Source organism: Pseudomonas sp. 300, assembly GCF_055803035.1.
In genome coordinates this window covers 1,934,622-1,947,657 of the sequence record NZ_JAVLRV010000002.1, presented here as the reverse complement: position 1 = coordinate 1,947,657, position 13,036 = coordinate 1,934,622, and the positions used below count along the sequence as shown (strand labels likewise).

Below are 13,036 nucleotides of genomic sequence, written 5' to 3'. Positions count from 1 at the left end.
CCTTGAAGAAGATCCTTGCCCGGCTCGCAACAGTAGCGGTGGTGGTGCTGGCCTTTGTGCTCGGCTGGTTCGCCTGGGAGCATTACACCCGCGCACCCTGGACTCGCGATGCGCGGGTGCGGGCTGATGTGGTGACATTGTCTGCCGATGTCTCGGGTCGCATTGTCGCGCTGGGGGTTCAGGACAATCAGCATGTCGACAAGGGCCAGTTACTGCTGGAGATCGACCCGGCTCGCTACGTTCTCGCAGTGGAACATGCCAAGCGTTCGGTGGAGGTTTCGAAGGCTAGCCTCGGTCAATCCGAAGCAACGATTGTCGCCAGCGAAGCGCTGCTGCGCCAACGCCAAAGTGAAGAGCGCCGACGGCGCACGCTCAAGCAACGCTTTGCGATTTCTGGCGAAGAATGGGAAAAGTCCAGTACCGAGGTGGCGGTAGCGCAGGCCGAGTTGCTGCGTAACCAGGCCAACCTGGGGCTGGCGCAGGCCAATGTGCAATTGGCCCTCGCGGCATTGACCCAGGCTGAGCTGGATCTGCAGCGTACCCGGGTCGAAGCGCCCGTCAGCGGTTACGTCACCAATCTGCTGACCCGGCAGGGCGACTATGCCGCGGCCGGTGGCGCGTTGTTGGCGTTGGTGGACAGCGGTTCGTTCTATGTCAGCGGCTATTTCGAAGAAACCAAGTTGCCGAGAATCGGGGAGGGTGATCGGGTCAGGATCGAATTGATGAGCGGTGAAACGTTCGGTGGCGCGGTACAAAGTATTGCTTTCGCCATCGCCGACCGCGAGAACTTGCCCGGTGGCCGCCTGCTGGCCAACATCAACCCCAGTTACACCTGGGTCAAACTGGCGCAACGGGTGCCGGTGCGGATCAGGATTGACCCCGACTATGCCGGCAAAGACACACTGCGGGCGGGGACAACGGCCACTGTGACCATTGAGGAAAACCGCACTACCGAAGATCACCGCTAATCACTGTGGGAACGGGCTTGCCCGCGATAGCGGTGGATCAGTCACCACGTTGTTGAATGTGCGACCGTCATCGCGGCAAGCCCGCTCCCACAGGGGACTCTAGTAATTTCACTCATCGTGCAGACAAAAAAAAGCCCCGCGACCGAATGAGGCGCGGGGCAAAAAATCGGTTGGTTGCGGCCAACCAAAGAAGCAATTGACGCGTTACTTGCTGGCGACCGTCTCTGGTTGCCAACCGCCACCAAGGGCCTTGTAAATCGCGACAATGCCGCGATACAGATCGACTTCGGCCTGGGCCTGAGTGTCTTCTGCCGCCAAACGTTCGCGCTGGGCATCGAGCAGGACGAGGAAGTCCGACGACCCTTCGCGGTAGCGAATTTCCGCCAGGTCAGCGGCCGCACGGCTGGATTCACTCTGGCGAATCAGCGAAATCAGACGTTGCTGGCGTTTGCCGTAATCACTGAAGGCGTTTTCCGACTCTTCCAGCGCCAGCAGCACTTGTTGCTCGTAAGTCGCCAGAGCGCCTTCGGCATCTGCGTCGGCACCGCGCAAGCGGGCTCGAACACTGCCCAGGTCAAACGCTGCCCAGGTGATGCTCGGGCCCAGCGCCCAGGCGTTGGCCGCCGAGGAACCGATCTGCGAACCTCGCCCGGCAGTAAAGCCGAGGAAGCCACTGAGGCTGACCCTTGGAAACAGATCCGCCTTGGCCACGCCGATACGCGCCGTGGCTGAAGCCAGTTTGCGTTCGGCGCTGAGAATGTCCGGACGACGTTGCAGCAGTTCGCCCGGATCACCGATCGGCAGCGCTTTGGCAATCGCCGGCAAGTCTTTCGGGCTCAAGTCGACGGTCAGTTTGTCCGGACGTTCACCCAGCAGGGTGGCGATACGGTTTTTCTGCCGGACCTGCTCGGCCTGCAACTGCGGCACGCTGGCTTCGACAGACGCCAGACGCGCATCGGCGCGGACCACATCAAGCTGATCGCCGACGCCGGCATCACGTAGGCTTTCGGTGATCTTGCGCGATTCCTGCTGGTTGTTCAGGTTGGCCAGGGCAATTTTTTCCCGCAGTTGCGCACCGCGCAGTTGACCGTAGGCGTCCACCAGTTCGGCAATCATGCTGACTTGCAGTTGGTACAGATCGGCTTCGGCCGCTTGCTGTTCGGCGTCGCTGGATTCCAGGTTGCGCTGGATGCGACCAAACAGGTCCAGTTCCCAGGCCATGTCCAGACCCAGGTCATAGCGTTCGCTATTGACCCGTTTGGTGGTCTGGCCCGGAATCTGGCCTTTGCCCAGATCACTGCTGGCGCGGCTGGTGATGGTCGGCATGGCGTCATTGCTGGCGTCATCACGAATCGCCCGGGCCGCTTTCCAGCGCGCGAAGGCGACGCGCAAATCGCGGTTGCCTTGCAGGGATTGTGTCACCAACTGGTTGAGGGTCGGGTCTTCGAACTGCTGCCACCAGATGCCCTCGAAACGCGAGCGGTCGTAGTTTTTCTGACCGGCAGCGCCATCGGTGGCGGTGGTGATGTTCGCCGGTTCGGTGGCCGGGGTCTTGTAGTCCGGGCCGACGGCACAAGCACTCAGGGCCAGTACCAGCAGGCTCGGCAGGAAGGCTTTCAGGCTCATTGTTGCGCCTCCAGTTTCAGGGCCTTGGCCGCTTTGCGCTTCTCGCCGCGCTCCACGAAATTACGAATCAACACGTAGAACACCGGTGTCAGCAACAGACCGAAGAACGTCACCCCGAGCATCCCGGAGAACACCGCCACACCCATGGCGTGACGCATTTCGGCACCGGCACCGCTGGAGAACACCAGTGGCACCACACCCATGATGAACGCGAAGGAGGTCATCAGGATCGGCCGCAGACGCAGGCGGCACGCTTCGAGCACCGCAGCCAGCGGGCTCATGCCTTCGTCCTGCTGTTTGTCCTTGGCGAACTCGACGATCAGAATCGCGTTCTTGCACGCAAGTCCCACCAGTACGATCAAGCCGATCTGGGTGAAGATGTTGTTGTCGCCTCCCGAAGCAATCACACCGATGATGGCCGACAGCAGGGTCATCGGTACGATCAGGATCACCGCCAGTGGCAGGCTCCAGCTTTCGTACTGCGCCGCGAGTACCAGGAACGCCAGCAATACGCAGAGCGGGAACACGAACAGCGCGGTGTTGCCGGACAGAATCTGCTGGTAGGTCAGGTCAGTCCATTCGTAGGTCATGCCGTTCGGAAGTTCTTCCTTGAGCAGTTTCTCGATGGCCGCTTGAGCCTGGCCGGAGCTGTAGCCGGGGGCTGCCGCACCGTTGATTTCAGCGGTGATGAAGCCGTTGTAGTGCATCACGCGGTCCGGGCCCGAGGTGTCGCTGACCTTGATGAAGGTCGCCAGCGGGATCATCTCGCCTTTGTTGTTGCGCACTTTCAGCTGACCGATCTGGTCCGGCTCGAGGCGGAACTGCTGTTCAGCCTGAACGTTGACCTGGTAGGTACGACCAAAGCGGTTGAAGTCGTTGGCATACAGCGAACCCAGGTAGATCTGCAGGGTGTCGAAGATGTCGCTGACGGCCACGCCGTGAGTCTTGGCTTTTTCCCGGTCGATGGCGGCATCGACTTGCGGCACGTTCACCGTGTAGCTGGTGAACAGGGCGGCCAGTTCCGGCACGTTGTGGCTCTTGGTGATGATGTTCATGGTTTCTTTGTACAGCTCGTCGTAGCCCAGGTTGCCCCGGTCTTCGATCTGCAAGCGGAAACCACCGATGGTGCCCAGGCCTTGTACCGGCGGCGGCGGGAAGATCGCCATGTAGGCTTCCTGAATCCCGGCGAACTGGCCGTTCAATGCACCGGCAATCGCACCGGCGGACATGCTCGGGTCTTTACGCTCGTCGAACGGTTTCAGGGTCACGAACACGATGCCGGCGTTCGGGCTGTTGGTGAATCCGTTGATCGACAGGCCCGGGAACGCTACCGCGCTTTCCACGCCAGGCTGTTTCAAGGCCAGGTCGGACATGCGTTTGATCACGTCTTCGGTGCGGTCCAGGCTGGAAGCATCCGGCAATTGCGCGAAGGCCACCAGGTATTGCTTGTCTTGGCCGGGTACGAAACCGGTGGGGGTGCTGGAGAAACCGAAGAAGGTCAGCACCATCAAGCCTGCGTACAACAGCAAGGCAATACCGCTGCTGCGGATAACCCGGGCTACGGTGCCGACATAGCCATGACTGGCGCGTTCGAAGAACCGGTTGAACGGACGGAACAGCCAGCCGCCCAATAGTTTATCAAGCACTTTGGTAAAGCGATCTTTCGGCGCATGGTGGCTCTTGAGCAGCACGGCGGCCAGGGCAGGGGACAGTGTCAGCGAGTTGAACGCCGAGATCACGGTCGAGATGGCAATGGTCAGGGCAAACTGTTTGTAGAACTGGCCGGTGAGACCGGAAATGAACGCCGCCGGGATAAATACCGCACACAGCACCAGCGCCGTCGCGATGATCGGGCCGGTCACCTCTCGCATGGCTTTCTTGGTGGCTTCTACGGGCGTTTCTCCCAGCTCGATGTGCCTTTCCACGTTCTCCACCACCACGATGGCGTCGTCCACCACGATACCGATGGCCAGTACCAATCCGAACAGTGATAAGGCGTTCAGCGAGAAGCCGAACAAATGCATCACCGCAAACGTACCGATCAGCGAAACCGGCACCGCCACCAACGGAATGATCGAGGCACGCCAGGTTTGCAGGAACAGGATCACCACCAGCACCACGAGGATCAGTGCTTCGAAGAGCGTGTGAACCACCGCTTCGATGGAGCCGCGCACGAAGATCGTCGGGTCATAGACGATGCTGAAGTCCATGCCTTCAGGGAAGCTCTTCTTCAGCTCCGCCATCTTGTCGCGAACTTCGTTGGAGATTTCGATCGCGTTGGAACCCGGGCGCTGGAAGATCGGGATCGCCACCGCCGGTTGATTGTTCAGCAAGGAGCGCAGGGCGTACTGGCTTGAACCCAGCTCGACGCGCGCGATGTCTTTCAGGCGGGTGATTTCACCGTTGTCGCCGGAGCGAATGATGATGTTCTCGAACTCTTCTTCGGAAACCAGACGACCCTGGGTGTTGACCGACAACTGGAACGCCGTGGCATTCGGCGCGGGTGGTGCACCCAAGGCACCGGCAGCGACTTGACGGTTTTGTTCGCGGATCGCGGTTACGACGTCGGTCGCGGTCAGATTGCGCGAAGCGGTCTTGTTCGGATCGAGCCATACACGCAACGAGTAGTCGCCCATACCAAACAGCTGCACGTCCCCGACACCGCCCAGGCGCGCCAGCTCATCCTTGATGTTGAGCAGGGCGTAGTTGGACAGGTAGAGCATGTCGTAGCGTTTGTCCGGCGAGGTCAAGTGCACCACCATGGTCAGGTCGGGCGAGGCCTTGTCCACGGTGATACCGATGCGCGTCACTTCTTCTGGAAGCTTCGGTTCGGTGCGGGTCACGCGGTTCTGCACCTGCACCTGTGCGTTGTCCAGGTCAGTGCCCAGCGCAAAAGTGATGGTCAGGGTGATCTTGCCGTCAGCGGTGGACTGCGAGGACATGTACAACATGTTCTCGACGCCGGTGATGGCTTGCTCCAATGGAGCGGCCACGGTTTCACCGATGACTTTTGGGTTGGCGCCCGGGAAGTTCGCGCGGACCACAACGGTCGGCGGCACGACTTCCGGGTATTCGCTGATCGGCAACTGGAACAGCGAGATGGCGCCGGCGATCAGGATCAGCAGCGACAGCACCGCTGCAAAAATTGGCCGTGAAATGAAGAATTGGGAAAAATTCATCGGAGTTTGTCGTCCCTTAACCGCGTGGAGTCGCAGCAGCCAGTTTCACAACCGAACCCGGCGCGACCTTGGCAGGTGCAACTTGAGGCAGGTTGCTGGCTTCCAGCGCTTGTCGTTGTTGTGCGAGTGCCGCGAGGGTTTGTTCGCTGGCCATCGGGATCACCTCAGGGGTGACTGGCGAACCGGGACGTACCCGTTGCAGGCCCTTGACGATGATCGTGTCATCCTTGTTCAGGCCGTTGCGCACGATGCGCAGGCCTTCGATTTTCGGACCCAGTTCAACTGCGCGGTAGGCGGTTTTGTTGTCCGCATCCATCACCAGCACGAACTTTTTACCGAGGTCAGTACCGACTGCTTCATCGTTGATCAGCACGGCGGAGTAGGTGCCGCTGCCGACCAGTTTCAGGCGGGCATACAGGCCTGGGGTGTAGGTGCCGTCGGTATTGTCGAACACGGCGCGACCACGAATGGTGCCGGTTTTCGGGTTGACCTGGTTGTCGACAAAGTTCATCACGCCCTGATGCGGGTTGCCGTCTTCGTTGGACAGACCGAGGTAAACCGGGGTGGTTGCGCCGCGTTTGCCCTGGCGAGCGAGTTGGGTGTACTTGAGGAACACCCGCTCGTCAGCGTCGAAATAGGCGTAGACCTTGTCGGTGGACACTACGCTGGTCAGCGGTGTGGTGTCGGCGGTCACCAGGTTACCCGCGGTGATTTCCGCACGGCTGACACGGCCGCTGATCGGTGCGGTGACGCGGGTGAAGCTCAGGTTCAGTTTCGCCAGGTCCAGTTGTGCCTGGAGGGCACCGACTGCAGCGCGGGCTTCTTGTGCAGCGCTGGTGCGCGAATCAGCCAGCTCGGCGGAAATCGCGTTGCTGATGCGCAGACGCTCACCGCGCTGGGCTTCATTTTCGCTACGGGTGGCATTGGCGCGAGACTGCGCGACCAGCGCTTCGAGGCGGCGGACTTCAGCCTGGAAGGGACGCGGGTCGATCTGGAACAGCAAGTCGCCTTTCTTGACCAGCGCGCCTTCGGTGAAGGCCACGTCATCGATCTGACCGGAGACCCGTGGACGAATCTCTACCGTTTCCGGCGCTTCGAGGCGCCCGGTGAATTCGTCCCACTCATTGACCGGTTGTTCCAGCACCTTGGCGACGCTGACTTTCGCCGCAGGCATGGTCGCGGCAGACTCCGGAGCCTTGCCGCAAGCGCTCATCACCACTACGGCCAAGAGGGCCAACGGGAAGCGCAAATGTTTGAATGACTGTTCCATGGATGCATCCGCCAATGTATTGAGATGGGCGGATGATGCTCGGCGAGGGGGTATCGCACGAATCGAATGAAGCAAAGGTAACTATCATTCGGAATGATATGAGGTCAGAGCAAGCCCTCTAGCATGCGCCTCAGGCTAGAACGCGATCAATGTGATTGATGACAATTCAGTGTTGCGTGGAGTGCAAAGGACAGGAGACCGAGTCGCAGTCTTCGCGGGCAAGCCCGCGCCCACGGGGATCCGATGAGCGCCACAAATCCCTGTGGGAGCAGGCTTGCCAGCGAAGGCGCCAGAAGCCGTTATAAACAACTCAAGCCAGACTGTCCGGATCCCCGAAGAACATCTGAATCCGCGACCGCAACCAACGCTCCCCCGGGTCATTGTCCTGCGACCCGCGCCACGCCATGTGCAACTCAAAGCTGCGCACCGGCAACGGCGGATCTTCCGCCCGCACACCGCCTGCGGCCGTCAACGCGTCAGCCGTGTAATCCGGCACCGTCGCGACGATATCCGTACCGCTGATAAGTGTGCTGAGCCCGTTGAACTGCGGCACAGCGAGCACCACGTGACGTTTGCGCCCGAGTTTTTCCAGTTCTTCATCTATAAAGCCGCTCAGGTCGCCGGCAAATGACACCAACGCGTGGGGGCGTTCGCAGAAGTCGTCGAGGCTCAGCGGTCCCGGTACGGTGTCGGCGCGCAAGAGTTTGGGCATGCTGCGGCGCAGCACTTTGCGCTTGGCGTTGGCCGGCAGGTCGGCGGTGTAGCTGACGCCGATTGAAATCTCGCCCGAGGCCAGCAAGCTCGGCATCAGGATGTAGTTGGCCCGCCGCACCACCAGCACAATCCCAGGCGATTCGGCGCGCAGACGCTTGAGCAGCATCGGCAACAAAGCGAACTCGACATCGTCCGACAGACCGATGCGGAACACCGCCGTGCTGGTCGCCGGGTCGAATTCCGCTGCACGGCTGACGGCCGTGGAAATCGAGTCCAGGGCCGGGGAGAGCAGGGCGAAGATCTCCACCGCCCGCGCGGACGGTTCCATACTGCGCCCGGTGCGCACGAATAATGGATCATCGAACAGCCCGCGCAGGCGCGAGAGCGCCGCACTGATGGCCGGCTGACCAAGGAACAATTTCTCCGCAGCGCGGGTCACACTGCGTTCGTGCATCAATGTTTCGAAAACGATCAACAGGTTCAGGTCGACACGACGCAGGTCATTACGATTCATCTGGAGTCCTGGCAGAGTCATCAAGCTTGACGGGAGCGGCCATATGAGAACAATGGCCGGCATGAATATTACGGGGAAAGGCTGCTACTCTGCACCGAGTAATTCAGTTTTCCTACAAAGGCTGCTTCGGTTTCTTACGGCATTTGAAGATGTCGCCGTCGCTGCGGAATCAATGACAGGCATGTCGACTATTAATAGCCACTGATAGTCTTGGGTAGAAAGCCCAGATAGAGTTCAGGGCATTAGAGGTTTCTTTGACGAGGTTTGCGATGTCCCGCACGATCCGTTTTCACAAGTTTGGTCCAGCCGAGGTGCTCAAATGCGAAGAGCATGCGGCCGCTCTCCCTGCGCCGGGCGAAGTGCAGGTGCGCGTCGAGGCGATTGGCATCAGCTGGTACGACATTCTTTGGCGTCAGAACCTGGCGTCCTCCCATGCTCGCTTGCCTTCAGGCCTTGGCCATGAAATGTCCGGCGTCGTGACGGCGGTCGGCGACGGTGTCGATGACCTCGCGGTCGGTGACAAAGTCGCCAGCTTCCCGGCTGAAAGTCCGAACGACTATCCCGTCTATGGTGAGCAAATCGTTCTGCCACGCTCGGCACTGACCCGTTATCCGGACGTGCTCAGCCCGATCGAAGCGGCGGTGCACTACACGCCGCTGTTGATTGCCTATTTCGCTTATGTCGACCTGGCACGGGTCAAGCCTGGGCAGTTCGCCCTGGTTACCGACGCCAGTCACTGCGCCGGGCCTTCTTTCGTCCAATTGGGTAAAGCCTTGGGTGTTCGGGTGATTGCCGCCACGAAGACCGCCGAAGAGCGTGAATACTTACTGTCGCTGGGTGCCGAGAAGGTCATCGTCACCGAGGAAGAAGATCTGCTCATGCGGATCAACAAGATTACCGATAACCGCGGCGTCGATGTGGTATTCGATGGCCTGGGCGGCCCGCAAATGTCGCTGCTCGGCGATGTGCTTGCGCCACGTGGCAGTCTGGTGTTGTACGGCCTGCAAGGCGGTAACCAGACGCCGTTCCCGGCCTGCGCAGCGTTCCAAAAGAACATCCAGTTCTTTGTGCACTGCATCGGCAACTTCACCGGCAAGCCGGAGCTTGGCATCGTTCAGGACCAGGTTGCGCTGCAACGGGCCTTGCGCGATATCAACCAGCTGACCGCCGACCGCGTGCTGCTGCCGCTCAAGACTCGGGTCTTCCCGTTTTCCGAGTTTGTCGAAGCGCACCGCTACATGGACGAATGCCCATGCCGCGAGCGGGTCGCCCTTCAGGTTGAACCTGCGTAACAGCCCCAGAAAAAGTCCGTGCTTGCACGGACTTTTTTATTGTCCCCTCGCAAAACATGAGACGTCTCATCGATCTGTCGATGGGTCAGTTCAGCAACTGAACTGGTTTTTGCTCTCGATCTGTATCTTCTAATCAGCATCTAAGCCTTGATAATTGGATGATTACTTTCATCTCAAGGAATGAGTCATGTCTGGGTGTCAGCCTGATACGTTTAAATGCACATCGTTAATAGATATCCGACCAACAGTAAGTCGTTGCGCTGCGGTCAAAAAAACAGGTGCGGCTTCTCTCTTTATTTCTTGTGCTACATGTCTGTGGGACGCTGTCGGACATTTCCTAGGATTCTCTGTGAAGTCGCCAGATGCCAGTGATACGGGGCTTTTGCGCCGTTCAGCCTCGACCGGAACAACGTCGGCGTTCAACTATTTCAAATAATTACTAAAAGCATAAGTGCTAGCATTTGACAATTACGTCCAGCACTTCATTGGTGTCGGTTAATCCGCTGTGCAATGCATATTGCTGTTTATGCAGTACCGAACTTACGAGCATCAGGTAAATAAAGATGACCCATATCCATGACCAAGCGATGAACTATGTCTACCAACAAATGCTGCAACGCGTGCTGAGTTTTTTCTCGCGGGCCGAACGCACGGCATTGCAACTGATGATTCAGCGCCTGGTGGTCGCAGCAGGGGGCATGGAGCGCATTGGGGATTACAAGGTGCTGGCGATCCAGTCCGGGTCGCGGGACAGTTGCTACACCCTGGCGCTGCTGCGTGCTGCACAACTGAGTATTGCCGGACGGGCACCTGCCACATTCCAGTTGCGCGTGGCCTCCCTGCGAATGAACGGTGCCAGCTCGATGGCGCAGGAAAACATCCATCGCAGCTACAGCTCGCTGTTTCTCTACGACGATCCGCGGGTCGAAGTGTTGATGGTGGATAACCGCGAAGTGTTGCCGTTCAGCCATCCGGCGCCGATCTCAGATGCCGGTCGCGAAGCCAATCGGCTCAATGTGCTGATGGTGGGCCATCGTCGAACGTGGAACGGCCCCATCGATCTGTGGGACGACCGCTATCTGGCGACTGGAGAGTTCTATGGGCAGATCGCTCGCTGGGACGGCGGCGTCGATGCCCTGGTCAGCAGTGACACGCCACGCCAACAAAAGCTGTTTCTCGAAGGCTTGAAGCGCGCGGCAGCGAAGGTCGGGCTCAAAACCTCCAGTCCCGTCGAAACAGGCTTCGATGAGCTGTTCGCCTTGCTCGACGAGCTCGGCAGTGATTGCTATCGCGCGTTTTATGGTGAATTCGGGCAGGCGGCATGGCGACCGGCCGAGCGCTTTGAGGCGTGTCGCCGGACCACGTTCATCGACATTCACGATATGTTGGTCAGTAACCTGGAAGAGCGCTGGCCGTTGCTCACCGAGTTTCTCGGCTTTCAACCTGACGAACTGGCAGCTCAGCTCAGCGACAACGAATTCGTCAGCCTTTCGATATCCGCACACGTGCGGGGGTTGCAAGCGTGCTTCGTGCACGGTCGCAGTTATGAGGCGGGTGTTGCCGAATACTTGCAGCGGGCATTGGTGATGATGCGCCGCAAGCGGCTCCCGGAGCGTTTATGCGAGCAAGCCGTGGAGGTCTTCGGTAACCCGGCGAGGCAGTCTGAACAGCGGGGGCTGGCCGCGGCCGAGGTGCAAAAAGACCTCGGTTTGACCGAGGCTCAGTTGGTGTGCCTGCTTTTCGCGCCCTTTGTCGAAAACGGCGCTGCCCTTGAGCGCTTTTTGCGCCAGTGTCATCCCGGCATGCTGGTGGCGATGCCTGACTTGCACCGGGCAATGCAGGGTCATCCGGTGCCGGAGCAGATTCTGCAATGGATGGTCGACGTCAGCGGGTTGCCCGTCAGCCTGATCTGCATACTTTACCGGATGGGCCCGGTACCGGGGATCGAGGACATGCAAACCGCCCCGGACTCCGGCGGCGCGGATTTGTCATCGCAAGCTCCCGACTTTGGCGATGATGCCTCGATGGCGGGTCAAGGGTCAGTGGGACATTGAAAGGACCGCGCGAGACCGATTTTGCTTATCAGGCGGTGTACCGATACCTGACGCACCTGATCAACGAGCCGGTCAATGACACGCGCGTGCGCCTGCCGTCGTTGCGGCAGTTGGCGGATCGTCTGAGCGTATCGATTTCGACGATTCAGTACGCTTATTCGTTGCTGGAGAAAGAGGGGCGTGTGTATTCGGTCGCCAAATCCGGCTATTACGCATTGCCAGTGTCCGCCATCAACTCGCTCGGTCATGGCAATGACCTGCTCGAAACCGTTTATTTCAGTGCCAGATGTCCAGGCATGCTGGTTTTGAGTGCCGATGAGCCGGCATTGTTGCAGCCCCTCGACAGCCCGTTATTGCTGCTGGAGCGCGAACTGCTGCGACAGTATCCGCGCCAGCCTCAACCGCCTTCGCAACCCTGCGGGGAACTGGAACTGCGCACCGCCGTGGCCGCGCGCTACACCACGACACCGGTGCGCTGTTGGCACGCCGATGACGTTTACATTGGCGCCGACTTGCGCGGCGTCCTGGAAATACTGATCGCCGTGTTGTGCCTCAAAAACGCCGCCGTAGTGCTTGAGTCTCCGTGTGACTGGGCGATTCTGCGCTTGCTCCAGGCCGCCGACGTCCAGGTGATCGAGTTGCAGCTGCAAAACGATGGCGGTCTGGATGTCGAACAACTCAAAGAGCTGCTGGAAACCCGAGCGGTGCGGTTAGTCATGCTGTCATCCGCTTTGAACATGCCGCGAGGCAGCCTCGCGGCTGACGACAACCGGCGCGCCATTGCGCAGCTATTGGAGCGGCATGGCAGTTGGGTGTTGGAAAACGATTGCTACGGCGAGCTCGAATTCGAACCGGGCGGCTTGCGGTTTCGTGATCTGCTGGACCCCGACCGGCTTATCGTGTTTTCCACGTTCGAAAAGATCATCGGTCCGGAAGCGCCTTACGGCTATCTGTTGTCACGGCATTTCAGCGCCGAATTGCAGCGGCACTTTCTGCTGCGCTCCTTTCGTCTGTCGCCGATTCGCCAGAAAGCCATCGCCCGTTTGTACGGGAATGGGCGGATCGATCAGCACCTTCAGGTTTTGCGCAGATTGCTCAAGGACCGCAAGGTGCAGATGATGCAGCTGTTGCAGGAGCGCTTGGGCGATGCCTTGCATTTTGTCGAGCCGCAGGGTGGCGCAACGATTTGGGCTCGCTCACTGCGTCAGGTCGATGTGCGGCGGGTGTTTCAGCGTCTGCTCAAACATCAGGTGGTGATTGCGCCGGGCGAGCTGTTCAGTTTGCAGGGGCTGCACTCGCAGCACTTGCGCCTCAGCCATACCTTTGGCGGTGATCATGATCTGGCCGCTGCCCTGAGCCTGCTCGGCGATGCCTTGCGCCTGGAGTCGGTCGACTGAGCACGTCCGCCGGACATCCTTC

At 59.6% G+C, this 13,036-nt stretch carries 8 protein-coding genes; 4 read left to right on the top strand and 4 right to left on the bottom strand.

Annotated features, from left to right (window positions below):
• The first annotated feature begins 2 nt into the window (after window positions 1–2).
• Window positions 3–968: an HlyD family secretion protein gene (locus tag Q7W83_RS15325; RefSeq protein ID WP_150638979.1), complete on the top strand. Its 966-nt coding sequence runs from the start codon at window positions 3–5 to the stop codon at window positions 966–968.
• Between the two features lie 204 nt (window positions 969–1,172).
• Here the strand turns inward: Q7W83_RS15325 and Q7W83_RS15320 are convergent, their stop codons facing one another.
• The 4 genes from Q7W83_RS15320 to Q7W83_RS15305 form a co-directional block, all read right to left on the bottom strand.
• A complete protein-coding gene (locus Q7W83_RS15320) occupies window positions 1,173–2,594 on the bottom strand; it encodes an efflux transporter outer membrane subunit (RefSeq protein ID WP_150629622.1) in 1,422 nt (473 codons plus the stop codon).
• Window positions 2,591–5,773 (bottom strand): efflux RND transporter permease subunit, encoded by a 3,183-nt coding sequence (locus Q7W83_RS15315; protein WP_150629620.1) that lies wholly within the window; start codon window positions 5,771–5,773, stop codon window positions 2,591–2,593. The genes Q7W83_RS15320 and Q7W83_RS15315 overlap by 4 nt, the downstream gene beginning before the upstream one ends.
• A 16-nt stretch (window positions 5,774–5,789) precedes the next feature.
• Window positions 5,790–7,043 (bottom strand): multidrug efflux RND transporter periplasmic adaptor subunit MexE, encoded by a 1,254-nt coding sequence (mexE, locus tag Q7W83_RS15310; protein WP_150629618.1) that lies wholly within the window; start codon window positions 7,041–7,043, stop codon window positions 5,790–5,792.
• Window positions 7,044–7,353: 310 nt separating this feature from the next.
• A complete protein-coding gene (locus Q7W83_RS15305; RefSeq protein ID WP_150629616.1) occupies window positions 7,354–8,271 on the bottom strand; it encodes a LysR family transcriptional regulator in 918 nt (305 codons plus the stop codon).
• Window positions 8,272–8,540: 269 nt separating this feature from the next.
• Between Q7W83_RS15305 and Q7W83_RS15300 the strand changes: the two genes are divergently transcribed.
• The 3 genes from Q7W83_RS15300 (at window position 8,541) to Q7W83_RS15290 (ending at window position 13,014) form a co-directional block, all read left to right on the top strand.
• Window positions 8,541–9,563, top strand: coding sequence for a zinc-dependent alcohol dehydrogenase family protein (locus Q7W83_RS15300; protein ID WP_150629614.1), 1,023 nt, complete (start codon window positions 8,541–8,543; stop codon window positions 9,561–9,563).
• 563 nt (window positions 9,564–10,126) lie between these two features.
• Window positions 10,127–11,617 carry a hypothetical protein gene (locus Q7W83_RS15295; protein WP_473656297.1) on the top strand — a complete coding sequence of 497 codons (1,491 nt, stop codon included), beginning with the start codon at window positions 10,127–10,129 and terminating at the stop codon, window positions 11,615–11,617.
• Window positions 11,614–13,014 (top strand): aminotransferase-like domain-containing protein, encoded by a 1,401-nt coding sequence (locus Q7W83_RS15290; protein WP_473656296.1) that lies wholly within the window; start codon window positions 11,614–11,616, stop codon window positions 13,012–13,014. Before Q7W83_RS15295 ends, Q7W83_RS15290 begins: the two co-directional genes overlap by 4 nt.
• Window positions 13,015–13,036: the final 22 nt, after the last annotated feature.